At 55.2% G+C, this 25,283-nt stretch carries 20 protein-coding genes; 10 read left to right on the top strand and 10 right to left on the bottom strand.

What is annotated here, in order from left to right:
* Positions 1 to 15: 15 nt before the first annotated feature.
* From rplS to ABD851_RS12125, 6 genes are all read right to left on the bottom strand, one after another.
* Positions 16 to 363 carry a 50S ribosomal protein L19 gene (gene rplS / locus ABD851_RS12150; RefSeq protein ID WP_344979618.1) on the bottom strand — a complete coding sequence of 116 codons (348 nt, stop codon included), beginning with the start codon at positions 361 to 363 and terminating at the stop codon, positions 16 to 18.
* A gap of 85 nt (positions 364 to 448) precedes the next feature.
* Complete coding sequence (trmD, locus tag ABD851_RS12145) at positions 449 to 1,126, bottom strand: tRNA (guanosine(37)-N1)-methyltransferase TrmD (protein WP_344979616.1); 678 nt, start codon at positions 1,124 to 1,126, stop codon at positions 449 to 451.
* A gap of 89 nt (positions 1,127 to 1,215) precedes the next feature.
* Positions 1,216 to 1,731 (bottom strand): ribosome maturation factor RimM, encoded by a 516-nt coding sequence (rimM, locus tag ABD851_RS12140; protein ID WP_344979614.1) that lies wholly within the window; start codon positions 1,729 to 1,731, stop codon positions 1,216 to 1,218.
* Between the two features lie 68 nt (positions 1,732 to 1,799).
* The gene (gene rpsP, locus ABD851_RS12135; RefSeq protein WP_344979612.1) at positions 1,800 to 2,327 is read right to left on the bottom strand and encodes a 30S ribosomal protein S16; all 528 of its coding nucleotides are present in this window, start codon (positions 2,325 to 2,327) and stop codon (positions 1,800 to 1,802) included.
* A 95-nt stretch (positions 2,328 to 2,422) separates the two neighbouring features.
* On the bottom strand, positions 2,423 to 3,757 hold the full coding sequence (gene ffh / locus ABD851_RS12130; RefSeq protein WP_344979610.1) for a signal recognition particle protein: 1,335 nt from the start codon (positions 3,755 to 3,757) through the stop codon (positions 2,423 to 2,425).
* A gap of 147 nt (positions 3,758 to 3,904) precedes the next feature.
* Positions 3,905 to 4,780 (bottom strand): sigma-70 family RNA polymerase sigma factor, encoded by an 876-nt coding sequence (locus tag ABD851_RS12125; RefSeq protein ID WP_344979608.1) that lies wholly within the window; start codon positions 4,778 to 4,780, stop codon positions 3,905 to 3,907.
* Positions 4,781 to 5,059: 279 nt separating this feature from the next.
* Between ABD851_RS12125 and ABD851_RS12120 the strand changes: the two genes are divergently transcribed.
* Entirely contained in the window at positions 5,060 to 5,440 is a 381-nt protein-coding gene (locus tag ABD851_RS12120) for an START-like domain-containing protein (RefSeq protein ID WP_344979606.1), read from the top strand.
* Positions 5,441 to 5,651: 211 nt separating this feature from the next.
* Here the strand turns inward: ABD851_RS12120 and ABD851_RS12115 are convergent, their stop codons facing one another.
* Complete coding sequence (locus ABD851_RS12115; protein ID WP_344979604.1) at positions 5,652 to 6,272, bottom strand: hypothetical protein; 621 nt, start codon at positions 6,270 to 6,272, stop codon at positions 5,652 to 5,654.
* Positions 6,273 to 6,390: 118 nt separating this feature from the next.
* Here ABD851_RS12115 and ABD851_RS12110 point away from each other — a divergent pair, with 118 nt between their 5' ends.
* Positions 6,391 to 7,848, top strand: coding sequence for an LptF/LptG family permease (locus ABD851_RS12110; RefSeq protein ID WP_344979602.1), 1,458 nt, complete (start codon positions 6,391 to 6,393; stop codon positions 7,846 to 7,848).
* Between the two features lie 69 nt (positions 7,849 to 7,917).
* Here the strand turns inward: ABD851_RS12110 and ABD851_RS12105 are convergent, their stop codons facing one another.
* From ABD851_RS12105 to ABD851_RS12095, 3 genes are all read right to left on the bottom strand, one after another.
* The gene (locus tag ABD851_RS12105) at positions 7,918 to 8,736 is read right to left on the bottom strand and encodes a hypothetical protein (protein WP_344979600.1); all 819 of its coding nucleotides are present in this window, start codon (positions 8,734 to 8,736) and stop codon (positions 7,918 to 7,920) included.
* Positions 8,737 to 8,849: 113 nt separating this feature from the next.
* The gene (gene rsmG, locus ABD851_RS12100) at positions 8,850 to 9,455 is read right to left on the bottom strand and encodes a 16S rRNA (guanine(527)-N(7))-methyltransferase RsmG (protein WP_344979598.1); all 606 of its coding nucleotides are present in this window, start codon (positions 9,453 to 9,455) and stop codon (positions 8,850 to 8,852) included.
* Complete coding sequence (locus ABD851_RS12095; protein ID WP_344979596.1) at positions 9,446 to 10,585, bottom strand: glycosyltransferase; 1,140 nt, start codon at positions 10,583 to 10,585, stop codon at positions 9,446 to 9,448. Before ABD851_RS12095 ends, rsmG begins: the two co-directional genes overlap by 10 nt.
* Positions 10,586 to 10,658: 73 nt before the next feature.
* On the opposite strand from ABD851_RS12095, the gene tgt reads away from it, so the two are divergent.
* The 8 genes from tgt to ABD851_RS12055 all read left to right on the top strand — a co-directional run bounded on the left by tgt (position 10,659) and on the right by ABD851_RS12055 (position 25,220).
* Positions 10,659 to 11,789, top strand: coding sequence for a tRNA guanosine(34) transglycosylase Tgt (gene tgt, locus ABD851_RS12090; RefSeq protein ID WP_344979594.1), 1,131 nt, complete (start codon positions 10,659 to 10,661; stop codon positions 11,787 to 11,789).
* 27 nt (positions 11,790 to 11,816) lie between these two features.
* On the top strand, positions 11,817 to 12,899 hold the full coding sequence (locus ABD851_RS12085; protein ID WP_344979592.1) for an LptF/LptG family permease: 1,083 nt from the start codon (positions 11,817 to 11,819) through the stop codon (positions 12,897 to 12,899).
* Positions 12,900 to 13,227: 328 nt separating this feature from the next.
* A complete protein-coding gene (locus ABD851_RS12080) occupies positions 13,228 to 14,550 on the top strand; it encodes a citrate (Si)-synthase, eukaryotic (protein ID WP_344979590.1) in 1,323 nt (440 codons plus the stop codon).
* A 425-nt stretch (positions 14,551 to 14,975) separates the two neighbouring features.
* Positions 14,976 to 17,393, top strand: coding sequence for a DUF7133 domain-containing protein (locus ABD851_RS12075; RefSeq protein WP_344979588.1), 2,418 nt, complete (start codon positions 14,976 to 14,978; stop codon positions 17,391 to 17,393).
* A gap of 119 nt (positions 17,394 to 17,512) precedes the next feature.
* Entirely contained in the window at positions 17,513 to 19,624 is a 2,112-nt protein-coding gene (gene recG, locus ABD851_RS12070; RefSeq protein ID WP_344979744.1) for an ATP-dependent DNA helicase RecG, read from the top strand.
* Positions 19,625 to 19,713: 89 nt separating this feature from the next.
* A complete protein-coding gene (locus tag ABD851_RS12065; protein ID WP_344979586.1) occupies positions 19,714 to 23,532 on the top strand; it encodes a DUF7948 domain-containing protein in 3,819 nt (1,272 codons plus the stop codon).
* A gap of 2 nt (positions 23,533 to 23,534) precedes the next feature.
* Positions 23,535 to 24,575 (top strand): PorP/SprF family type IX secretion system membrane protein, encoded by a 1,041-nt coding sequence (locus ABD851_RS12060; RefSeq protein WP_344979584.1) that lies wholly within the window; start codon positions 23,535 to 23,537, stop codon positions 24,573 to 24,575.
* A gap of 18 nt (positions 24,576 to 24,593) precedes the next feature.
* Positions 24,594 to 25,220 (top strand): hypothetical protein, encoded by a 627-nt coding sequence (locus ABD851_RS12055; RefSeq protein ID WP_344979582.1) that lies wholly within the window; start codon positions 24,594 to 24,596, stop codon positions 25,218 to 25,220.
* Positions 25,221 to 25,283: the final 63 nt, after the last annotated feature.

Genomic DNA, 25,283 nt, shown 5'->3' with positions numbered 1-25,283 from the left:
ACCTATACTAAATATTCAAACCCTTTTTTCCTTGATCCTGGCTGATTTTCCGAAACGGCTGCGAAGGTAATACAGCTTGGCGCGGTTCACCCGGCCTACCTTGTTCAGCGCAATGGATTCAATATTGGGGGAGTACAGCGGAAAGGTTCTTTCCACGCCCACTCCGTCGGAGATCTTCCGTACGGTAAAAGTGGTGGTAAAGCCTTCTCCCTGCCGTTTCAGCACATCTCCCTTGAAGGATTGGATCCTTTCCTTGTTTCCTTCCACGATACGGTAATTGACCGTTACGTTATCTCCTGCTTTAAAAGCCGGAAATTTCTTATCGCCGGTCATCTGCTCGTGGACAAATGCAATTGCATCCATTGTGAATGATGTTTTAAGGAGTGCAAAGGTAGGGGAAAAAGCGGAATAAGCCAAGGATGGCTCAAAAATTATTTCCAGCGCTGGATCAGGCCTCCGGCAGGTCGGGGCGCCGTTCCTGTGTACGCAGCACGGATTGTTCGTGCCGCCATTCGTCGATTTTTTTCGGATCCCCGCAGAGCAGCACCTCCGGCACCTTCCAGCCCCGGTATTCGGCCGGGCGGGTATATACGGGCGGGGCCAGCAGGTTATCCTGGAAGGAGTCGGTCAGGGCCGATGTTTCGTTGTTGAGCACGCCGGGAATGAGCCGGCCTATGGCGTCGGTCAGCACGGCTGCTGCGAGCTCTCCCCCGGACAGCACATAGTCGCCGATGGAGATCTCCCGGGTAATGAAGTGCTGACGGATACGTTCATCTACCCCTTTATAATGACCGCAGAGCAGCAGCAGGTTGTTTTTAAGGGAAAGCTGGTTGGCTATCTGCTGGTTGAGCCGCTCCCCGTCGGGGGTCAGATAAATGATCTCGTCATAGCTGACCTGCTGCTGCAGGCTTTCGATGGCCAGGGCAATGGGTTCCACCATCATGACCATACCCGCGCCGCCTCCGAACTGCGTGTCGTCAACCTGTCCGTGCTTATAGGGGGTATAGGCCCGGAGCTGATGGACATGGACCTCCAGCAGGTTCCGCTCCCGGGCTCTTTTCAGGATGGAATGGGAGAAAGGCCCTTCCAGGAGCTCGGGCAGGACGGTGAGTATGTCGATGCGCATGACAGGTTCGGGTTTAAGTTAATTTGATGATTTGGAAATTTGATGATTTGATAATAAGATCATCAGCACATCATCCAATTATCAAATCATCAATAGATGTCCAGCAGTCCTTCCGGGAGCGTTACGCGGATCCGCTGCCCGGCATGGTCGATCTGCTGCAGGGTGCTTTCGTTGAGCGGGATAAGCAGCTCCCGTTCCTGCCGGTATACCTTGGCCAGCCACTGCCCGGGCAGCTCCACGATCTCGGCCACCGTACCCAGCTCCCCGGCGACGCTGTCTTCCAGCATAAAACCCAGCAGCGAAAGCCAGGAGCCGGAGCCAGCCAGCTGACGGAACCGGGCTTCTTCCAGATAGGCCTGCTTTTGCAGCAATGTCCGGGCGCTTTCCCGGGTGGTGATCCCTTCCAGCTGGAGATAGACCGTCTCCCGCTGACCGGGGCGCAGGGCTGTGATAAAATAAGGCAGGAAGCTGTCTTTCTTCGTTTCCAGAAAAAGCACGTCGTCCTGACTGAGCCCGGTGGCCTCCGGCAGGCGGTGCTGCAGGACGAGCTCCCCCTTCAGGCCATGGGTGGCCACGATCTTTCCTATGTTAAAATAACCGGGCAAAGCATTTATTAAAAAAGGCTGTCCCGCCTAAGCCGGGACAGCCCTTCATTACAATTTTGAATAGCAATTTATTCTGCAGATGCTTCAGACGTCTTTTCTTCCGGCTTTTCTTCAGGGGCAGCTTCGGCTTCAGGAGCGGCCGCTTCGGGCGCCGCCTGGGCGGCAGGAGCAGCTTCTTCCTCTTCCACCTTTTTCACTACCGGCTGGGCCTTCGAGGCAGCCTTGGTCTTCTTGTGATGTTCCCTTCTCTGCAATACCATCCTTTCGTGCTCGGCATTCCACTTATCGAATTTTTCGAAAGCGGTCTTTTCATCGAACAGGCCCAGCTGCACGCCGCGCAACAGGTGCTTCAGGTATAAAACACCCTTAAAGGAAAGGATACGGCGAACGGTATCGGTGGGCTGTGCCCCCTTCTGCAGCCAGTGCAGCGCCCGGTTCCGGTCGAGATGGATGCTGGCGGGAACGGTCAGGGGATTGTAGGTGCCGATCTTCTGAATGAACTTACCGTCTCTGGGGGAGCGGCCATCCGCTACCACGATGTAATAGAAGGGTCTCTTGGACCTTCCTTTGCGTTGTAATCTGATTTTTACAGGCATAAATAATTGAGATTATTTTTGCGAGTGAACAAATAATTTTAAAGAATGCAAATGTAAAAGATAAATCAAAAAGCGCAAAAAAATTCTACGCTCTTTTACCGGGGCAGGCCTTTCATGGCCCGCATACCCCGGCCAGCGGCAGAAAATTTGTTCATGCCCTTCATCATCTGCCGCATTTGCTCGAATTGTTTCATAAACTGGTTGATCTCCTGGATGTCTTTGCCCGCTCCCCCGGCAATACGTCTGCGCCGGCTGCTGTCGATCACATCCGGATGGGTACGCTCATAAGGGGTCATCGAGCCGATGATGGCTTCGATGCCCTTGAAAGCGTCGTCGCTGATATCCAGGTCCTTTACCGCTTTTCCCATACCGGGGATCATACCGAGCAGGTCTTTGATATTCCCCATTTTCTTGATCTGCTGGAGCTGGGTGATAAAGTCTTCGAAATCAAACTGGTTTTTCCGGATCTTCTTCTCTATCCGGGCCGCCACCGCTTCATCGTACTGCGCCTGCGCCCTTTCCACGAGGGTGGTGATATCGCCCATGCCGAGGATACGCTGCGCCATACGCTCGGGGTAGAAAACATCCAGCGTATCCAGCTTTTCGCCCATGCTGATAAACTTGATGGGCTTCTCCACGGTGTATTTGATGGAGAGGGCGGCCCCACCGCGGGTATCGCCGTCCAGCTTGGTCAGCACGACCCCGGTGAAATCCAGCCTTTCGTTAAAGGCCTTTGCCGTATTCACGGCATCCTGGCCCGTCATGGCATCCACGACAAAAAGCACTTCCTGGGGGGCTACTGCCGCCTTGATATCGGCCACTTCCGTCATCATGGCCTCGTCTACGGCCAGCCGTCCGGCGGTATCGATGATGATAACGTTATGTCCTTTTGTCTTTGCTTCTTTGAGGGCATTCCGGGCGATCAGCACCGGGTCTTTCTGATCCGGCTCGTGGTAGACGGGTATGCCGATCTGCTCGCCCAGCACCTTCAGCTGGTCGATGGCCGCGGGACGGTATACGTCGGCCGCCACCAGCAAGGGTGATTTATGCCGGTTTTGTTTCAGGAAACGGGCCAGCTTGCCGGAAAAAGTGGTTTTACCGGACCCCTGGAGGCCCGCGATCAGGATAACGGTAGGACTGGTTTTCAGGTCGAGGCCTTCTTCCGTGCCGCCCATCAGCTCGGCCAGCTCATCCTGGACCACCTTGACCATCAGCTGACCGGGCGAGATTGCATTCAGCACCTTTTCGCCGAGCGCTTTTTCCTTTACCTTGTCAGTGAACTCCTTGGCGATCTTATAGTTAACGTCAGCGTCTACCAGGGCACGCCGGATTTCCTTCACTGTGGAGGCTACGTTGAGCTCCGTGATCTGGCCCTGGCCCTTGATTTGTTTAAAGGCTGTCTCCAGCCTCTCCGAGAGTGATTCAAACATGATGCAGCTTCCTTCGTTAAAAAACGCATCCGGCGATGCGGAACATCACCGGATGCGGGAGGCAAAGTTATCGGAATAAGCTCAGACTTCCAACCTTTCCGGCTGGCCGAAGGGGTGGAAAAAGGCAGGCAGGGAAGGCCGGCGGGCTCAGGAGCCCAGGTAATGACGCAGTAGCTTGCTGCGGGAGGCCGACCTTAGCTTGGTAATGGCTTTGTCTTTGATCTGGCGGACCCTTTCCCGGGTGAGGGCGAATTTTTCGCCGATATCTTCGAGGGACATCTGGTGTTCTACGCCAATGCCGAAGTAGAGGCGTATCACATCCTTCTGCCGGTCGGTGAGGGTGCTCAGGGAGCGTTCTATCTCCTTGCGGAGGGATTCGCGGTAGGTCAGCTCGTTGTCGGTGCCGGAGGAGTTGGGGTTGGTCAGCACGTCCAGCAGGGTATTGTCTTCCCCGTCTACGAAGGGAGCGTCCATGGAAACGTGGCGGGCGGCCACACCGAGGGTAGCTTCCACCTCTTCCGTATTGATCTCCAGGATGCTGGCCAGCTCGTCGGGAGAAGGCTCGCGTTCAAATTCCTGCTCCAGCTGGGAATAAGCCTTGTTGATTTTGTTGGACAGCCCTACCTTGTTGAGCGGCAGCCGCACGATGCGCGACTGCTCGGCGAGCGCCTGCAGGATCGACTGACGGATCCACCACACGGCATAGGAGATGAACTTGAAGCCGCGGGTTTCGTCAAAGCGCTGTGCCGCCTTGATCAGCCCCAGGTTGCCCTCGTTGATCAGATCGCTCAGGGAAAGTCCCTGGTTCTGGTACTGCTTGGCTACGGAAACCACGAAGCGGAGATTGGCCTTGGTCAGCTTTTCCAGCGCACACTGGTCTCCCTGTTTGATCCGGATGGCCAGCTGTACTTCTTCTTCGGGAGAGATCAGGTCTACCTTACCTATTTCCTGAAGATATTTCTCCAACGACTGGGATTCCCGGTTGGTGATAGATTTGGTAATCTTAAGTTGACGCATCGACATAGTTGCAGGACGGGCTTTAAATTTAAAGAATTGTTAATTTTCGTGTATAGTGAACAAAAATAATTTTTTTTGAAATAGAGGCCAAAAAAATTATTTATTCTCTAAGTAACTGACGGGTTGAGCATTTTAGTATAAAAAGGGAGGGGCATATCTTTCAAGAAAATAAAAGACAGCCTTAAAATTCCCGAAAAATATTTTGATACAATGAATATTTTTCTATAATTGCAACTGGTTCGTTTGAAAAAAAATAATCCCCTGTAGATGGCTAAGAAGGCAAACATGGCGAAAAAAATAAATTATACGCTGGAATACCAGGTACGTTGCTCTCCGGGCATCCTTTACGAGTTCCTGGCTACCCCGGCGGGTCTGCAGGAATGGTTTGCCGATAAAGTGGATGCGCGGGATCATATTTTTTCATTCACCTGGAACGGTGCCGAAGAAAAGGCGGAGCTGGTGGATCAGAACCAGGATGAGTATGTCCGGTTCCGGTGGCTGGCGGCTCCCCAGGACGAATACTTTGAGTTCCGTATCCAACGGGGAGAAGTCACCAACGAAACCGTACTGCTGGTCAACGATTTTGCGGAAAAAAAGGAGGTGGCCGACCAGTCTCAGCTCTGGAATGCCCAGGTGAAGGACCTGATGCACCGGATCGGCAGCTAACCCCCCGGGAGAGGTAAAGAGGTGAAGGGTAAAAGGCGAAAGGCAAAGGTAAAAGGCATTTGAGTTTAAAGTTCAGGGCCGAAGGTTCAAGGTTTCATGCCGGGCCGATCAACTTTAGGCTTTGGATTTAGGCCTTAGGCTATTGCACCGGAAACCGGAAAGGCGTAGCCTTCATCGAGACCATTTAAGATCATTGAGCGCGAGATAAACTTCAAACCCCCAATCCGGAATTTTCACCCAATGCTTCCAGCAGCACTCCGAAGCTGTGCTGCCCCTCCGCGACTACCGCATCCCACTCTTGCAGCGGTGTCCGCCGTGCCAGCTTGAGAAAGCTCCGCTGTTCCAGCTCCCGGCCCCAGCCGTCGGCGCTGATCTCCTCCATCGGTACGAAGGCCTCTTCGTCGGGGTGATGCACCCAGGGGTCATCCCCGGTTGCCGCCAGGAAATGGTGACTCCGCAGGAGAGGGTATTGCCGGACCAGGCTTTCCCGGTAATCGTGATAAGCCGCGCCGGCCAGGTGCAGGGTACAGATAAAATCGTGTCCCCACCAGAAAAGGGTGCGAAAGGCAAAGATGCTTTCCCGGCTGAACAGCCGGGGGTAATCCAGGATGACATAGGGCAGTCCCCGGTAGTTTTCCCCTTTTGATATCTTGGCTCCCCGGGCCAGGCATCCCTCGGGAAAGGGGAACGACCGGATCTGGGGCAGGGCCTCCAGGGAACGGTGCAGCTCGCCCATCAGTCCGTACACCTTTTCGATAATGCCGTTTTTGCGTAACAGCAGCTCCGCATCGCTTACCAGGCGGGTTTCCTCGGGTGTAAGTGAAAATGACATAGCCTTGAGCCTTATAATCCTTGCGCTAAGTTAACCCATCCTTGCCGTACCGGCCCGGCGTTTCCCCGGTAAAAAAATATGGTGTACGTTTGCGCTTATTTCCATTCAGCGCGGAGCCGTGGTAAAAAAGCTTGATAAACTCCTCATAAAGGCATTCGTCGGCCCTTTTGTGGTGACCTTCTTCGTCACCCTTTTTGTGCTGGTCATGCAGTTCCTGTGGAAGTATATCGACGATCTCGTGGGAAAAGGTCTCGATACCTTCACCATCTGCAAGCTGCTTTTCTATATGAGCGCCACCACGGTGCCGCTGGCCTTGCCGCTGGCTATCCTGCTTTCTTCCATCATGACCTTCGGCAACCTGGGAGAAAGCTTTGAGCTGGTAGCCCTGAAGTCGTCGGGCATCTCGCTGCTGCGCTTTATGCGACCCCTGATCTGGCTCTGCGCCCTGATCTGTGCAGGCGCCTTCCTGTTTTCCAATTATGTCATCCCTATAGCTAACCTGCAGGCCAAATCCCTGCTGTATGATATTGTAAACCTGAAGCACGGCTTTAACATCCGGCCCGGTGTATTTTTCGAGGAGATGGATAATCTGGCCATCAAGGTCTCCCGCAAGGACCCGGACGGTAAGACCATCCATGACGTGATCATATACGACCGCCGTACGCCGGGCAGCGAAAAGGTCATCCTGGCCAAGCAGGGCAGGATAGAGGAGTCGGCCAATAAGAAGTTCGTCTACATTACTCTCCAGGATGGATGGCAGTACGAGGAGCGGGGCAACCGCGCTTCGGCCGACAATGAGTTTATCCGGACCGGCTTCGGGGAATTCCGGGAGGTGCTGGATCTGAGTTCGTTTATGCTTTCCCGTACCCCGATAAACCTGTTCAGCACCGCTACCCAGATGCTGAACATAAAACAGCTGGATAAGGCCGAGGACTCTATCCGCCGGCAGATGCAGTACAATGTCAGAAACGTGGAGCGGGATATCACCTTCCGCTATGCTTTCGGGCGCTGGCGCGATACCGGCTGGCTGAATACCGCCGTACCCCCGCTGAAGGTGCCGGTTTTTGACAGCCTCATCCCGTCCGGACAGCGCCGCTATGTGTACGACCGCGTGCAGACCAATATCAGGGAAGGGCTGAACAGCCTGAACATGACGGCTGCCGACTACCGCGATAAGGTGGATACGGTATTGCGGAACCGGGTGGAGTGGCACCGCAAGTTTACCCTCTCCTTCGCCTGTATGGTACTTTTCCTGATCGGCGCCCCCCTCGGGTCCATCATCCGGAAAGGGGGGCTGGGGACGCCGCTTGTCTTTGCGGTGGCCTTTTTTGTGATCTTTCATGTGGTGTCCACCATCGGCGAGCGACTGGCCCGTAACGATGTGATGCAGCCCTGGAGCGGCATGTGGCTGTCGGCCGCTGTGCTCATCCCCATTGCGGGATTTCTCATCTATAAGGCCCTGAACGATTCCCAGCTTTTCAACCGGGAGTTTTACTTCCGGACTTTCAAGCAGCTTCGTCAGTTCTTCCGGCGGAATAACGGGGACGGGGGCGAAGCCGCAGCGGTTCCTGAATGAAATACGATACATAAAAACGCCCTCCGGCCGGAGGGCGTTTTTGCAAAATATACTTTATCGGAAACAGCCTTACATCGGTTCATCCGCAGCGAGGTGCGCGGTCCGGTCCACTTCCGTATTGGGTCCGCTGAGCGCATTGCCGCTGCCGTCAACCAGCTGCAGCTTCACGTTCAGGTCGCCCATAGCGGCGTTCTGGATAAAATAAGGCTGCCACTGGCTGAGGGTAAAGGTGGTGTCGCCTACATTGGCCTTCACCTGCAGGCTGTCCCCCAGCTTGCCGCCGTATACATAAAAGTCGAGCAGTACGTTTTTGGTATCCTTGCCGATGTAATCGCCTTTGGGCCGGCTGTAGAAAACCATGGGGGAGGAAGGAACATCCAGCTTCTGGATCTTGCCGTTGCCGTCGATCTTAAAGTGAGTGAGCTTGGCGGCTTCCGGGTTTTTTAATGATTCATGATAGGACCGGGAAAGGAAGGTCATCAGGTAATGGTCAGAGTTGAGCGGCAGGGTCAGGGTGTATTCCGGTTTGTAAAGCGCCACATAGGGTTTGTTATCCATGATGAAATGGATATGCTGTCCCTGTGCGGAATTGTTGCACTGCTTGCCGGCGGCATCTCCTGTCTGCTGGGTCAGCTCGTAGTTTTTAACTCCGAAGCTGAACGACACGGTGGCCGAATCGCCTTTTTTCTCCGCGGTCATCTTGTCCACGGTCAGCGTGGCATTGGGGAATTCCGGAGAACCGGTTACCGGGGAGAGGGCTACCGGGGCCGCGGGCGCCTCGGTAATGCTGTCTTCCGACTGACCGTTCTGGTTGCTTCCGGACTGCTGGCAGGCGCTGAAGGAAAGTACTGCGCCCAGGGCTGCGATTCCTATAAGTGGCTTTTTCATCATATAAAGGGTTTGAGGATTCGGAATATTGCTAATTTACTGATTAATAATGTAAGATCCCGGATAAAACCTCGAAAATCATGCCATTCCAGCCCTCCGGAAGGCCGAAAACGCTACAGGGTCACCGACAAGAGGTACTTTTCCCTGAAAAAAGGTTCGGGAAAATAATGCTCCAGTTCGTATATCCGTGGACGGTAACCGCTGCCGGAGATTTCGTCGTGCAGGTCTCCTCCCTTCAGGCAGAACAGCGTTCCTTTTTTCCGCAGCACCGCTTTGCTCCACCGGCAGAGGGTTGCCAGCGGGGCTACGGCCCGGGAAACGGCTGCGTCAAACTTCCGGTCCCTGATGTCTTCCACGCGGGCGTGTTGGGTGCTGACATTGTCCAGCTTCAGGGCTTCCGCAACGGCTTCCACCACTTTTATCTTCTTTCCGGTAGCGTCTACAAGGTGAAACTGGGTATCCGGGAAAAAGATGGCCAGGGGAATACCGGGAAATCCTCCGCCCGTGCCGATGTCGATCACGGATTGTCCTGCCCCGAAGCTGTTTATCACAGCAATGCCGAGGGCATGCAAAACGTGCTTCTCATAGAGGCTGTCGATGTCTTTGCGGGAGATGACATTGATCTTTTCATTCCAGGAGCGGTACAAAGGTTCCAGTGCGGCCAGCTGCTGCAATTGTTTTTCCGAGAAATCCCCGAAGTATTTTAAGATTATTTCCACCGCATCTTGGGTTTGAAATATACGGCCGGGGCAAAAACGATATAATACAGGAACAACAGCACGTCAAACAGCCAGCAGTACAGAAAAAGATCCTTTTCGCCCAGCTTCCGCAGGCTGCCGGCATATACCAGCCCCTGTACGAGCAGCCGTCCGGCCAGGATATAAAGCGTGATCAGGAAAAAAGGACGGTAAAAAAGGGCCAGCACGAGCAAGGGATAAAACCAGAACTGGGTAAAGGTAAAAAGCCCCAGCAGCAGCTTGTGTTTGAACTTATAATGCCGCCCGGTGGACATATGCCGCGTTTTCTGCCGGAACCAGGCGCCCCAGCTGGTCTGCGGCTCAGAATAGGTAAAGGCTTCCCGGTGGATGACCACGGCGGTGTTGCGCCCCCTGGCGGCCGCATTGATGAACAGGTCATCGTCGCCCGAGGGAAGATGCTGATGGCTCAGAAATCCCTTATGACGGAAAAAAAGCTCTTTTTTATAGGCCAGGTTGCGTCCCACCCCCATGTAAGGAATGCCGGCCAGGGCATAAGAGAGGTATTGGAGCGCGCTGAAGTAGGTTTCAAAACGGATCACCTTGTTCAGCAGGCCCGGTTTCCGGTTATAGGGGCTGTAGCCCAGCACGATTTCTTTTCCGGGCCGGAATCCTTCGCTCATGTGCTGCAGCCAGTGAACCCCCGCGGGGCGGCAGTCGGCATCGGTCAGCAGCACGGTTTCGTGCTGTGCTCCCTTAAGACCCACGGTGAGCGGGTACTTTTTCCCGGGAATGCCCTTGGCCTCCTGTTTCAGCTCTATCTGGCGGAAATGGGCATAGCCGGGCTGGATGGACTTGAGATAGTGGGGGGTGTCATCCAGGGAGTTGTCGTTGACGACGATCACCTCGTAGGCCGGCTGATGCTGCGCATCATGGTAACGCTGCTGGAGGATCACCGGCAGGTAACGGGAGAGATTGTGCTCTTCATCCTTGGCGCAGATGACGATGGATACCGGCAGCAGGGGCGTTTCCGCAGGGGCGGCCTTTCTTTTGTAAAGGGCCACGCGGGAGAAAAAAAACAGGTAATAAAAGAACTGTATGCCCGCTACGGCAGCAAATGCATACCAGATCCATTCCCAGACAGATAAGTTCATATAACGGACGTAAAAATAACGGGAATTTTTGATATTCCCGGAGCACTTTACCTTTGCCCCGGAGTAAGAGCACATGGAATTTCAGTTAAAGGCCACAGACAACAGCACCAGCGCCCGTTCGGGCGCCGTTACCACAGCGCACGGCAGCTTTTCCACACCGGTGTTCATGCCCGTGGGCACCGTGGGCAGTGTAAAGGCGGTAACGCGGGAACAGCTGGAGCAGGACATTGCCGCCCGTATCATCCTGGGCAATACCTATCATCTTTATCTCCGCCCCGGCACCGGCATCCTCGAAGAAGCGGGCGGATTGCACCGGTTTTGCGGGTGGGATCATTCCATCCTTACGGACAGCGGCGGCTATCAGGTATTTTCCCTGGCGGCCAACCGGAAGATACGGGAAGAAGGCGTTGTGTTCCAGTCCCATATCGACGGCTCCCGTCACCTGTTCAGCCCCGAGAGCGTAATGGATATCCAGCGGAGCATCGGTGCGGACATCATCATGGCATTTGACGAATGTGTGCCCTTTCCCGCGGAGTACCGGTATGTCCGGGAGTCCATGCTGCTTACCCACCGCTGGCTGGACCGGTGCATCGCCCGCCTGCGGGAAACGCCGCCGAAGTATGGCTATGAGCAGACGCTTTTTCCGATCGTGCAGGGGGGGATGGACCGCGGGCTCCGGCGGCAGTCGGCCGAGGTGATCGCCTCCCGGGGCTGCAGCGGCAACGCCATCGGCGGTCTGAGCGTGGGGGAGCCGGAAGATACGCTTTACGAGATGACGGACCTCGTCTGCGGCATACTCCCGCCGGATAAGCCCCGTTACCTGATGGGGGTGGGCACGCCCTGGAACATCCTGGAGGCCATAGCGCTGGGGGTGGATATGTTTGACTGTGTAATGCCCACGCGCAACGGGCGGAACGGCATGCTGTTCACCGCCGGGGGGGTGATCAATATCCGGAACCGGAAATGGGCGGATGATTTTTCGCCGGTGGACCCCGATACGCCGTGCTTTGCCAGCCAGCAGTACAGCAGGGCTTATCTGCGCCACCTGTTTGTGGCCGGGGAGATACTGGGTATGCAGCTGGCCAGCATCCACAACCTGGCATTTTATTTACATTTGGTAAAACAGGCCGGTGAGCATATTTTGCAGGGCGATTACGGCCCCTGGAAAGATAAAATGACAAAACAGCTCCGGCAGCGGCTGTAGAACCGCTGTTAAAGACCATTGCAGATCATGAAGAAAATAGACTGGTACATATTAAAAAAGTTCCTGGGTACCTTTTTCTATGCCATTCTGATCTTCGTTGTCATCTCGGTGGTGATCGATATCACGGAAAAGATCGATGATTTTATCAGCAGTCACCAGTCCGTCTACCAGATCATCTTTAACTATTACCTGGGCTTTATTCCCCATATTGCCGCCCTGCTTTTCCCCCTGTTCATTTTTATCGCGGTGATCTTCTTTACCTCCAAGATGGCCTACCGCTCGGAGATCATTGCCATCCTCGGCAGCGGCGCCAGCTTTAACCGGTTGCTCCGCGCATACTGGGTGGGCAGCATCCTGCTGGCCCTGTTGCTGGGGGTGGCCAATCAGTCCTGGATACCCAGGGCCAACCAGATCAGAACCGCTTTTGAGGATAAGTATATCGATAATCCTACCCAGAAAAAAGATGTGCTGGTCAACATCCACATGCGGATCGATCCGGAGACCTATATCTCCATCAACTCCTATTACCCGGGTGATCATTATGCTTCGGGGGTAACGATCGAAACGATAAAGGGGCGGCAGCTGATCGACCGGCTGGAGTCGCAGTACCTGCGCTGGGATACCGCCGCGAAGGCCTGGCGCAGCAGCTCCGCCATATACCGGCGTCTGGGTACGCTCCGCCAGCAGGTAAATGTAGCCAGGGACACGCTGCTGAAGCTTCCGCTTACCCCGGACGATCTTGTGCAGCAGAACAGCGATATGACGGCCATGACCACGCCGCAGCTCAACCGTATCATTGCCCGCCAGGAGATGCGCGGGTCCGAGGGTATCAACTTCCTGTATGTTGAAAAATACCGCCGCACCGCATCGGCCGTCTCGGTCATCATCCTGGCTTTTATAGGGGCGGTGATCGCTTCGCGGAAGGTGCGGGGCGGCAGCGGTCTTCATCTTGCCCTGGGTATTGTGATCAGCGCTTCCTACATCCTGTTTATGCAGTTCTCCACGACCTTCTCGGTCAAAGGCACCCTCAATCCGCTGCTGGCGGTCTGGATACCCAATATCTTTTTCGCGGGGGTAGCGTATGCGCTGTACCGCAAGGCGCCCAAGTAACCCCCCCTAAAGGGGTAAAAGGTGAAGGGTGAAAGGTAAAAGGCATTAATGATTTGGTAATTTACTTCGTGCATAATGTTTTTTTATTTGTCTCAGTGAAGGCTTCGCCTTTGATGATGTGCTGATTTATTTCGTGCATAATGATCTTTAGTGGTCTCAATGAACGCTCCGCGTTTGATGATTACCAGAAACCTCAAACCTCGAACCGGAAACCCCGGGAGGCAGACCATACATCAAAAATCAATCCCCCGTCAGGTCAAATTGCGTACATTTGTCCTCGTCCTTTTACAGGCGATGCATTTAATTCCCTTACAGATTAATGATAGACATGGATTACATTAAAGAGCGGTTTAAGGCCAAGGCCGATGAACTGGGAGCAGACGTAAAAGACCTACTGAAACAGCACGGCAGCAAGAAATTAGACGAAGTTACCGTAGCGCAGACCTACCAGGGCATGCGGGGCGTTACCGGCCTGGTTTCCGAAACCTCCCTGCTGGATCCCAATGATGGTATCCGTTTCCGGGGATATTCCATCCCCGAGCTGAGGGAAAAGCTGCCCCGCGTACCGGATGGATCGGAGCCCCTGCCGGAAGGATTGTTTTATCTGATGCTGATCGGGGAGCTGCCTGAAGAAAAGGATGCCCAGCATCTCTCCAATGTATGGGGCCGGCGCTCGCAGGTGCCCCGCCATGTGTTCAATACCATTGATAAGCTGCCTCCGGATACCCATCCGATGACCCAGTTCGGCATCGGCATAATGGCCATGCAGACGGAATCGGTCTTTGCCAAAGCATATTCCGACGGTATCAATAAGAAGGAGTACTGGAGCTATATGTATGAGGATGCCATGAACCTCATTGCCCGGCTGCCCCGGCTGGCCGCCTATATCTATCGCCGCAAGTACAAGGGGAATGTACATATAGAGCCGGACGCCTCGCTGGACTGGGCTGGTAATTTTGCCCATATGCTGGGGTACGACGATGACAGCTTCCGGGCGCTCATGCGGCTGTATATGACCATCCATGCCGATCATGAAGGAGGTAACGTAAGCGCACATACGGTGCACCTGGTAGGTTCGGCGCTGAGCGATCCGTATCTGGCTTTTGCCTCGGGAATGAACGGCCTGGCAGGCCCCCTGCACGGGCTGGCCAACCAGGAAGTGATCCGGTGGATACAGCAGCTGCGGGAAGAGCTCGGCGGGGGATTGCCCAACAAGGCTGAGATCGAAAAATATGTCCGGAAAACCCTGGACGAAGGAAAGGTAGTACCGGGCTACGGCCATGCCGTATTGCGGAAAACCGATCCCCGCTTTACCGCCCAGATGGAATTTGCCAAAAAACACCTGCCGGATGATGAGCTGGTAAATATCGTGTGGCGGGTATACGAAGTGGTGCCTCCCATCCTCCAGGAGCTGGGGAAGGTAAAAAATCCCTGGCCCAACGTGGATGCCCACTCCGGCGCCCTGCTGGTGCATTACGGCCTGGTGGAATATGAATTTTATACGGTGCTGTTCGGTGTTTCCCGCGCGCTGGGCGTGCTGGCTTCCCTCTGCTGGGACCGCGCGCTGGCGCTGCCCATCGAACGACCGAAATCGGTGACCACCCGCTGGATGAAGGATTTTGTCAGCGGTAAGATAGAAACCGGCTTCTGAAATCCGCATAGCTACTTGCCCGGAGCAGACCTGCCCGTCTGCCTTCCGGCTGAACACCCGGGCTATGGATCCCTGCTGCCCGGGTTTTTTATGCCCTTTCCCGGGGAGGCCACCCCGGACGCTGCCTTTTCGCCTGCCGTTTTCTTCTGTCCCATAACCGCTGTGGACAAGGGTCTGCCTTTCTTTTTTACAGCCGGTTAGGAAAAAAAAGAATCATTTTATACTTTAGCTGCAAACGTTTGTATAAATCCTTTAGAAAAATAAAATGTACTCCGGCTGAAAGGCCGGTTTATATTTGGGGGATGCGTATGCCCGAGCGGAGCGGAACCTGTAACGCGCAAGTTTATTTCGTTCATAATAAATCACAATAGGCCTTGATGTATTTCTATGTCATCCGGCCATTTAAAAAGACAAAAAATTAACGGATGAAAAAAAGCAGGATGTCTTCTTCCGGCAAGAAGATGAATGAGCAGTATGTATCGGTCGGGCGGTTTTCCAGGCCCTCTGCAGCGCCTTATTCTCCGGAGCCCGGAAGCTCCGGGCCGGCATTATCCCGGGGGGCGGGCCGGCTCCTGACGGCCCTCGTTGTGGCCGGTGCCCTGGCCGTATCCTGCAACCAGGCCGCTCATCAATCTTCGAGGGAGGAGGATTCCCTGGCCATGCGTGAGAAATATGCTACCTCTCCCGTGCTGAGCCCGGAAGAAGCCATGAAGCATTTTAAGCTGGAACAGGGCTTTGATATCCGGCAGGTAGCTTCGGAGCCGCTGGTGCATACGCCTACGGCCATGATCTTCGACGACCGCGGAAGAATGTGGGTGGTGGAAATGGAAGGATATATGCATGATACCAGCGGCACAGGCGAAGACAAGCCTGTCAGCAAGATCGTTATCGTGGAAGATACCAACCACGATGGTAAGGCAGACAAGCGGAAGGTCTTTATGGATTCCCTGGTGCTGCCGCGGGCCATCTGTCTGATCGACGGGGGGGTACTGGTAGCGGAGCCGCCGAAACTCTGGTTTGTGGAAGACAACAACGACGTGGCCGGGAAGAAGACGCTGGTAGACCCCACCTATGCCGAAGGAGGCAATGTGGAGCATCAGCCCAACGGACTGCTGCGCGGACTGGATAACTGGATATATAATGCCAAATCCGACAAGCGGTACCGCAAGATAAACGGCCGCTGGGTAGTGGAGCATACCCATTTCCGCGGACAATGGGGTGTCTCGCAGGACAATTACGGCCGCCTTTTTTATAACAACAATTCCGAAAACCTGCTGGGCGATTATTTCAGTCCCGGACTGGGATCGGGCAACCTGCAGCAGCGTTCGGTAAGCGGTTTTAACGAGAACATCGTACCGGATAACCGTACTTACCCGATCCGCGCTACCCCGGGCGTAAACCGCGGCTATATGAAGGGGGTGCTGGACGACAGTCTGCGTCTGGTCAATTTTACTGCAGCCTGTAGTCCCCTGATCTTTCGCAGCAAAGCGCTTGGTGAGGATTATGAAAACAATGCCTTTGTAGCCGAGCCTTCCGCCAATCTGGTAAAAAGGAACATCCTTACCGATAACGGTTATAAGGTAACCGGTAAGCAGGCCTGGCAGGGCAAGGAGTTCCTCGCCAGCGACGACGAGCGGTTCCGGCCGGTGACCCTCACCGTAGGACCGGACGGGGCACTTTATGTAGTGGATATGTACCGCGGCATCATCCAGCACAAAACCTATCTTACGCCTTATCTGAACAACGAGATCAAGATGCGCGAGCTGACGGATCCGCTTAGCTGCGGCCGCATATACCGGATTGTACGCCACGGCAGCGATCCCAAGCCCGTGGATATGAGCGGGAAATCGCCCGAAGCGCTGGTGGCGGCGCTGGATGATGACAACAGCTGGGTGCGCGAAACTGCCCAGCATATGCTGATCGATCAGAAAGCGGTGCAGACCGTTCCCCTGCTGCGTAAAAAGCTGCAGGAAGATGCCAACAAGCTGGGTCGGATACATGCCCTGTGGACCCTCGAAGGCCTGGGACAGCTGCAGGCTTCCGATATCCAGGTTTTCCTCCAAAGCAATGATCCGCTGCAGCAGCAGCAGGGGCTGACCGCAGCCACCGCCATGCTGAGCGCCGCCAATGCTGCGCAATGGCTGCATACCGGCGGAGCACTATTGCAAAAGGGAGATACGTTGCTGGCGCCCTATATCGCCTTTATGGGAGCGGCCGCCACGCAGTTTGCCAAGGCGCCCGCAGAAGCTTTGTTGCTGGATGCGGCAAAGAAATATAAGGATAACCGTTATGTGGCCGATGCGGTGATCAGCGGCCTGAGCGGGGAAGAGGAAAAGTTCCTTGCCCGGTTCCGGAAAGAAACGTCCGACAGCTCCTGCGTGTTTGCCCGCCGGCTGAAAAAAGTGATCAGCGATATTGCCAAAAAGAAGGCCCAGTCTACCAAAACAGACAAGCGCCTGGTGCGGGGCAAGCAGCTCTTTGAGACCATCTGCCAGGCCTGCCACGGCGAAGACGGGGAAGGTATCAAATCCCTCGGTGCGCCGCTGAACGGCTCCAACTGGGTACAGGGCGACAAGCATACCCTGCTCTCGATCGTGCTGTATGGTCTTGTCGGCCCCATCAAGGTGGGGAACAAGCTGTATAAGGTGCCGGAAGTGGGCGGGGAAATGCCCGGTATCGGATCCAATGACCAGCTGTCTGATAAAGATATTGCACAGATCGTCAGCTATATCCGTAATTCCTGGAACAACAAGGCCGGGATGGTCACCGAAGCGGATGTAAAAGCGGTGCGCGAAAAGGAAAAAGGCCGCCAGGAGCCCTTTACGATGAAGGATCTGCAGTAGGAAGAAATGCCTTATTTTTGAGGTACCGACACCGGGAGCGGGAACAGGGATATACTGTTCCCGCTCCGGTTTCAGGCCGGTATGCCACGGCAGGCCGGCATCCATCAAATACATGAGGCATCGGACGACAGGAATCCATATTAGACAATCCCATTGAATACCTGAAAGGTGTGGGTCCCCAGCGGGGCGACCTGCTGAAAAAGGAGCTGAACCTGTATACCTTCCGGGATCTGCTGGAGCTGTTTCCTTACCGGTATATCGATAAGTCGGTGATCTGCCCCATACGGGACATTACCCCCCATACCGATTTTATACAGGTGGCCGGCGTGCTCTCGGATGTGGAGCTCCTGGGAGAGCGCCGGGGACGCCGCCTCACGGCTACCCTGAAAGACGATACGGGCGCACTGGAGCTGGTGTGGTTCCAGGGGATTAGCTGGGTACAGAAATCGCTGCAGGAGGGCCGCCGCTATATCGTCTACGGCCGTACCGGTATTTTTAACGGCGTTTTCCAGATGGCGCATCCGGAGATGGAGTTGCTGACCCCGGAGAATGCCGCCGGCCAGGATTATCTGGAGCCGGTATACCCCAGCACCGAGAAGCTGAAATCCCGTGGGCTGGGTGGACGGGCGCTGGGCAAGTTCACCCAGGCCCTGCTCGGTCAGCTGCAGCCTGCAGATCTGCCGGAATGTCTTCCCGATCCGCTGATGACCCGCTTCCGGCTGATGCCGCGGTACCTGGCCTGCCGGGCCATCCATTTTCCCCGCAGCGAAGAAGAGGGAAAGCAGGCCCTGCGCCGGCTGAAATTTGAAGAGCTGTTTCTTTCGCAGGTGCGGATATGCCGGCTGAAAAGCCGCCGTCATCTGCAGTCACGGGGATGGATATTTGAAAAAGTAGGCCCTTGCTTTAATGCGTTTTATGAACATCACCTGCCCTTTACCCTCACCGGCGCACAGAAACGGGTATTGAAAGAGATCCGACAGGATACGCTGGGAGGGCGGCAGATGAACCGTCTGCTGCAGGGCGATGTGGGAAGCGGGAAAACGCTGGTGGCGCTGCTTTGTATGCTGCTGGCGGTAGACAACGGCTTTCAGGCCTGCCTGATGGCGCCGACCGAGATACTGGCCCAGCAGCATCTGGAAAGCATCGGCGCGCTGCTCCGGGAGCTGCCTATCCGTATTGCCTTGCTTACCGGCGCTGTGAAGGGTAAAGAACGCAAGACCATCCTGGCGCAGGTCAAATCGGGGGAGCTGCATATGCTGATCGGTACCCATGCCCTGCTTGAGGAAGGCGTGGTGTTTCACAACCTCGGCCTGGCCATCGTAGATGAGCAGCACCGCTTCGGTGTGGCTCAGCGCGCCAGGCTGTGGAAGAAAAATACCGTTCCCCCGCATATCCTCGTCATGACCGCCACGCCGATACCCCGCACCCTGGCCATGACGCTGTACGGCGATCTGGACGTGTCAATTATGGACGAACTGCCTCCCGGCAGGCAACCCATCGCGACCGTTCACCGTTCCGAACATCAGCGCCCCTCGGTAATGGATTTTATCAAGGATGAGATACGGGAAGGGCGGCAGGCTTATATCGTATATCCCCTGATCCATGAATCCGAAAAGCTGGATTATGAGAACCTGATGACAGGGTATGAAAACGTAAAAGCCTATTTTCCCGAACCCCGCTATCTGATCAGCATGGTCCACGGCCGGCAGACTTCTGAAGTCCGGGAAACCAACATGCAGCGTTTTGTACGCGGCGAGTGTCAGATCATGGTGGCCACTACTGTTATCGAGGTGGGGGTGAACGTTCCCAATGCCACGGTAATGGTCATCGAAAGTGCGGAGCGGTTTGGCCTTTCGCAGCTGCACCAGCTGCGCGGAAGGGTAGGAAGGGGGGGAGACAAATCCTATTGCGTGCTGATGACCGGCAATAAGCTGTCGCGGGAAAGCCGCCAACGTATACAGGTAATGGTACAAAGCGGTAACGGATTTGTAATTGCTGAAAAAGATATGGAGCTGCGCGGACCCGGCGATATAGAAGGGACGCGCCAGAGCGGTCTGCTGGATTTCAAGCTGGCGGATATTGTGCGGGACAGGGTCATGCTGGAAGCGGCCCGCGAGGCTGCCGAAGCGCTGTTGCAGACAGATCCGGAGTTGCAGCTGCCTGAAAATGAGGGGCTGCTCAGGTTCCTGCTCAGCCGGGGACACCAGACCGCATGGAGCCGGATATCCTGACGGCCGTTCATCATAAATTCACAGCGGCTTACGTAACAAACCTCCCGCACAGAGCGTTAAAAGAAGTAATTTAGCCTAAACAAGCGGTCTTGAAAAAGATACCTTTCCGATATGTCCTTTATTGTTTTTTGTGTATAGCTCCTCTCGCCAGCGCTGCCGCTCAGGATGCCGGCGGGCTGCTGCAGTTCCAGGAAAACAAGGGCCAGTGGAATGATTCGGTATTGTACCGCGCGGAAGTGCCGGGAGGGTATGTCTTTTTACGCGAGGGCGGCTTTACCTTTTCCCTTTACAGCCCCGAAGATATCAGCAGGGTGGAAGAAGCCTTCCACGGAGAAGGTACTGCGGCAACAGGACCCGGCAGCTCCTATATCGTAGGACCCGGTCATCAGCCGGGTAAGCCTGGTCCGGCTCCGGGGGGAACCGCTCCCGCTCCCGGTAACCCCTGGCTGATCAGGGGACATGCCTACCAGCTGAACTTTCTGCACGCCAACCCGCACCCGGCCGTAGCGGCGGACCATCCTGCGGGCGGCGCCTTCAATTACCTGCTGGGAAAAGATTCCTCCCGCTGGAGAACCGGTATCCGCGCCTACGGCGGGATGACCTATCAGCAATTGTATACCGGCGTGGATATGCGGGTGTACTCCCAATCCGATCGTCTGAAATACGATCTTATCGTGCACCCCGGCGGGGATATCCGGAATATTGCGCTGCAGTATCTTGGGGCCGAAGAGCTGAGTCTCCGGAAGGGCCATCTTCATATCCGGACATCGGTCGGCGAGGTCATCGAGGTGGCGCCTTATGCCTACCAGATCATCGGGGGGCAGAAAACGGAAGTCCCCTGTTCCTATCGTCTCAAAGGAAATATCCTGCGCTTCAGTGTCTCGGGCCGGTATGACCGCAACCATCCCCTGGTGATCGATCCCACTACCGTTTTTGCGACCTTTAGCGGCGCCAAAGGCGACAACTGGGGGTACACGGCTACCTATGATGCTGGAGGCAACTTCTATCTCGGCGGCATTATCTTTGGCAATACCGGCAGTTACCCCGTCACTCCCGGCGCTTTTCAGACCTCTTTTGGCGGCGGATCCGGCACCAGCAACGGCGGTGCAGAAGGAGGATATGATATCGCCCTGAGCAAGTTCTCCGCGGATGGCCATACGCTGATCTATGCCACTTACCTCGGCGGCAGCGGCGATGAGCAGCCGCACAGTATGATCGTAGACAGCAAAGGCGATCTGATCATCTCGGCCCGTACCAACTCTTCGGATTTTCCGGGCAATAAGGTGGGAACGAATGGCAGCTGGGACATGACCGTTACCGAGCTGAATCCTTCCGGCAGCGGCATGATAGGCTCCCTGGTCATCGGCGGGTCGGGGGAAGACGGCGTGAACATCGCAGAAAAATACAGTCCCGTAGGCGGGAAAACCACCACTTCCCTCCGGCGCTTTTACGGTGACGACGCCCGCAGCGAGGTCAATATCGGTCCGGACGGTAATATCTATGTCGTGGGTTGCAGCCGTTCCTCCGATTTTCCGACCACTCCCGGCGTGTTCCAGGAGAAGAGCGGCGGCGGGCAGCAGGACGGCGTGGTGATAAAGCTGAAGCCGGACCTGAGCGGTGTGATCTGGAGCTCCTTTATCGGCGGCAGCGCAGATGACGCCGCCTATGTGATCAACTTCGGCAAGAGCGGCGACCTCTATGTGGCCGGAGGGACCTCCAGCACCAGCTTTCCCATCCGCGGCACCCATATTCAGGGTACTTTTGGCGGCGGGCCGGCAGACGGCTTTATCGCGGAGATCAGGGCAGACGGCAGCGCCATTACCCGATCCACCTTCCTGGGTACCAAATCCGCCGACCAGGTCTACGGTATCCAGTCGGACGACGATGGTAATATCTATGTTACCGGTACCACCGAAGGCAAGTGGACGGTCACCGACAATGCCCGGTACAGCGGGATCAACGAAAACGGCAAACAGTTTATCTGCAAGCTCAAGCCGGACCTTTCCGGATATATTTATTCCACGGTATTCGGTTCCTCCGGCGCCACGGAAATAGGTCTTCCCAATATCTCCCCCACCGCCTTCCTGGTGGACCGCTGTCAGAACGTATATGTGGCGGGCTGGGGCGGCATGGTGGCTTCCAATGCTTATCCCAATGCGGGTACCAACGGTCTCCCCCTGAAAAACCCCATCAACCCGCAGTCCGGCGACGGGCGGGACTTTTACTTTTTTGTGTTAAAAAAAGACGCCAAGGATATCCTCTTTGCCAGTACCTATGGGCAGAACGGGGGCGGCACGGATCATGTGGACGGCGGCACCAGCCGCTTTGATCCGAACGGGGTGATCTATGAGGCCATCTGCGGCAACTGCGGCGGACAGGTGTTCTGGCCTACCGGTCCTCCCGGCGTATACAGCATTGACAATGGCAGCCGCGGCGGCAGCGGCTGTAATGCCGTCGCCCTCAAGATCGCCTTCAACCTGGACGGCATCCGCGGCGGCGTAGAAACAAAGGATCGCCGGCGCAACTACTGCGTGGGCGACCCCGTAACCTTTATCGATACCCTTTACGGGCGCAAGGCCCAGGAATGGATCTGGAATATCTACGACACCTGGGACCTGGACCAGATCAAGAGCGGCAGTCTCACGCCGGTGGTGAGCAAGACGCAGCCGGATACGCAGGATTCCGCCTTCCAGTACAAATGGACACCCTCGCAGCAGGGTAACTATACCATGCAGATGATCAAGCACCAGCCGGATCAGTGTATAGAATACGATACTTCCTATGTGCAGGTAAAGATCGGCAACAACCCGGCGACCGTGCGCTTCAGCGCTACAAAGGTGCCGCCCTGCGATCAGTATGCCTTTCAATTTGAAAACCTCTCTTCCAATAAACAGGGTATTGACTTTGACGAGCATGCTTTCCTCTGGGATTTCGGGGACGGCACTGCGCCGGACTCCACTTTGCCGATAACGACGCCCTTTCAGCACAAGTTCCCCCAAGAAGGCAACTATACCGTCCGTCTCCTGCTCAGCGATACGGCCAACTTCTGTAATACCCCGCTGGACACCGTGAAGATCGTCAGCGCTTCCGATCAGCTTAAACCCGGCATCCAGGTGCCCGATACGCTCTGCGGAGATCAGCAGGTAATATTTACCAACACCACGCTGGGCGGGACGAAATTTACCTGGAAGATCAAAAGGCCTTTCGGGTTGGGGATCGATTCGGTGACCATGACCGATCTCAGCCCCCTGACCTATAACCCTACGGATTCGGGTATGTACCTGGTGACCCTGGTGGTAGTGGACGAGGTCTGCGCCCGGGAAGATTCTGTTACCGATTCCATGTTCGTATATCCGACCCCGGAGGCCGGGTTCAGTGTAGACCCGCAGAACGGTACCAACCAGATCATTCATTTTACCAACGAATCGGATTCAAAGTTCGACGCGGTGGACGGCAATCTCAGCTACCGCTGGGATTTCGGGGACGGGGGGACCTCCACCGATAAGGATGCCCAGCATCTCTATACCCAGACCGGTTCCTACAAGGCGGTACTGTATGCCTATAACCGCGCGGGCTGTATGGATACGGCGATGCAGGTGGTAAACGAAACGATCATCCCCGCCATGGACATGCCCAAAGCATTTACCCCCAACAACGACGGTGTAAATGACCGCATTGCCCCGAGGGCATTCGGGGTGATAAAGGTGGATTTCCGTATCTATAACCGTTGGGGACAGCTGGTGTTCCGGAGCGAGGATCCGGGGGTAACCTATGATTTTAACAAGGGCTGGGACGGGCGCTTCAATGGCAAGCCTCAGGAAATGGATGTGTATACCTACATCCTCAATGTGGAGTTTAATGACGGCAACAAGGCAACGAAACAGGGGAGTATCACGTTAATACGCTGACGATGTCGGGACTACAAAAAATAGGAAGCGGCTTTTTCTGCCTGATCATGCTGACCTGGTGTGCCGGCCTGCAAGGGCAGGATCTGCATTTTTCCCAGTTTTTCAACTCGCCCCTGACCACCAATCCTGCCAACACGGGTTTTATCCCGGATGCCAACTACCGCCTGGGGATCAATTACCGGAACCAGTGGGCCAACGTGCCGGTGCCCTACAAGACCTTCTCGGCTTTTGGGGACGCTCAGCTGTTGCGGGACCGCTGGTATTACGGCTGGCTGGGTGTGGGCGGCGTTATCCTCCAGGATGAAGCCGGGGATGGTATCCTGAAATCCACCAAGGTGTATGGCTCCGTGGCCTATCACCAGCTGCTTGGCGAGAACAGTCTCTTTACCATAGGATTCAATGCGGGCATAGCGGACAAACGGCTGAACATTACCAAGCTGACTTTCCCCAGCCAGTTCAACGATACCTACGGCAAATGGTTTTTCGACGGGCAGCTGCCCAGCGGAGAGAATTTTTCCAATTCCAGCATCGAATATTTCGATCTCCAGGCAGGGGCCAACTACGCCTGGTTCCCGACAGACAACATCTATCTGAACCTGGGTGTTTCGGTCCAGCATGTCAATACCCCCAAGGAGACTTTTCTTGAAGACGGCAATAACGAGATCGGCCGCCGCTATATCGGTTTTCTGAATGCCAGCATAAAGGTGGCCGACCGGGTTATCCTGAATCCCAGCGCATACTATACCACCCAGCGTGGCGCAGAAGAAACCGTGCTGGGTACCTGGGCGGCGTATAACCTTTCGGGTGAGGGCGGCGATTACCAGCTGCTGGCCGGCCTGTATTATCGGGTGAAAGATGCTGTTATTCCCCTGATAGGATACCAGATGAAGCAGTTCAGGCTGATGTTTACCTATGATGTTACCGCATCCACTCTGGCGGCAGCCAACAGTCACCGGGGAGCATATGAAATATCTTTGCTCTATCTTGGCCTCTATAAAAAGCAGGGCAACTATAAAAAAACTTATCTGTGCCCGCATTTCTGATATAAACCGATATCCATTATGCAGGGAACTTATCCGAACCGATACGGAAGCATACGCCGGCAATGGCTTTTTCACAGGCTGTGCATAAGTCTGATCGTCCTGGCGGCAGCGACCCTGTCCGCTTCCGCGCAGGACTGGCAGGACACTACCGTCCGCAAAGGCTTTGATCCCGACCGCCTGTTTGTCGGCGGTAACCTGGGTCTGTCATTCGGCGACTATACCTACGTGAACATCTCTCCTATGGTCGGCTACCGCTTCAACCCTGTGCTGGCTGCGGGGGTGAACGTGAATGCGCAGTATAATACCGTAAAGTATTATGCCGGGAACAATATGCTGGTGGAAAAAGACCGTTACAGCCTGGTGGGGCTGGGCATATTCGGAAGGGTATATCCTATACAGCAGCTCTTTTTGCACGTCCAGCCGGAAATGAATTTTGTATTCGGCAAAATCCGGTACTACGATCCGGATTCTGAGGAGAAGTACCATGATCAGGTGCCCAGCCTGCTGCTGGGAGCAGGGTATGCCCAGCCCCTCGGAGGCAATACCGCCTTTACCCTGATGGTGCTGTATGACGTGCTCCAGCGGGAGCACTCTCCATACGGAAACAATCCTATTTTCCGCGGCGGCGTCAACGTGGGATTCTGAGCCGGGGAAGACATGCCGGCAGGACATTCAGGACTATCCGGGATGGCATGGGCGGGATAAGGA

The sequence above is a fragment of the Compostibacter hankyongensis genome (assembly GCF_039541075.1).
Taxonomy (GTDB): Bacteria; Bacteroidota; Bacteroidia; order Chitinophagales; family Chitinophagaceae; genus Compostibacter; species Compostibacter hankyongensis.
This window is presented reverse-complemented; position numbering and strand designations above follow the sequence as displayed.

Excerpts from the sequence above, each read along its gene's own strand:
- rplS (WP_344979618.1), bottom strand. The coding sequence starts at position 363 with ATGGATGCAATTGCATTTGTCCACGAGCAGATGACCGGCGATAAGAAA.
- trmD (WP_344979616.1), bottom strand. The coding sequence starts at position 1,126 with ATGCGCATCGACATACTCACCGTCCTGCCCGAGCTCCTGGAAGGGCCT.
- rpsP (WP_344979612.1), bottom strand. The coding sequence starts at position 2,327 with ATGCCTGTAAAAATCAGATTACAACGCAAAGGAAGGTCCAAGAGACCC.
- ffh (WP_344979610.1), bottom strand. The coding sequence starts at position 3,757 with ATGTTTGAATCACTCTCGGAGAGGCTGGAGACAGCCTTTAAACAAATC.
- ABD851_RS12125 (WP_344979608.1), bottom strand. The coding sequence starts at position 4,780 with ATGTCGATGCGTCAACTTAAGATTACCAAATCTATCACCAACCGGGAA.
- ABD851_RS12120 (WP_344979606.1), top strand. The coding sequence starts at position 5,060 with ATGGCGAAAAAAATAAATTATACGCTGGAATACCAGGTACGTTGCTCT.
- ABD851_RS12115 (WP_344979604.1), bottom strand. The coding sequence starts at position 6,272 with ATGTCATTTTCACTTACACCCGAGGAAACCCGCCTGGTAAGCGATGCG.
- ABD851_RS12105 (WP_344979600.1), bottom strand. The coding sequence starts at position 8,736 with ATGAAAAAGCCACTTATAGGAATCGCAGCCCTGGGCGCAGTACTTTCC.
- ABD851_RS12095 (WP_344979596.1), bottom strand. The coding sequence starts at position 10,585 with ATGAACTTATCTGTCTGGGAATGGATCTGGTATGCATTTGCTGCCGTA.
- tgt (WP_344979594.1), top strand. The coding sequence starts at position 10,659 with ATGGAATTTCAGTTAAAGGCCACAGACAACAGCACCAGCGCCCGTTCG.
- ABD851_RS12085 (WP_344979592.1), top strand. The coding sequence starts at position 11,817 with ATGAAGAAAATAGACTGGTACATATTAAAAAAGTTCCTGGGTACCTTT.
- ABD851_RS12080 (WP_344979590.1), top strand. The coding sequence starts at position 13,228 with ATGGATTACATTAAAGAGCGGTTTAAGGCCAAGGCCGATGAACTGGGA.
- ABD851_RS12075 (WP_344979588.1), top strand. The coding sequence starts at position 14,976 with ATGAAAAAAAGCAGGATGTCTTCTTCCGGCAAGAAGATGAATGAGCAG.
- ABD851_RS12060 (WP_344979584.1), top strand. The coding sequence starts at position 23,535 with ATGTCGGGACTACAAAAAATAGGAAGCGGCTTTTTCTGCCTGATCATG.
- ABD851_RS12055 (WP_344979582.1), top strand. The coding sequence starts at position 24,594 with ATGCAGGGAACTTATCCGAACCGATACGGAAGCATACGCCGGCAATGG.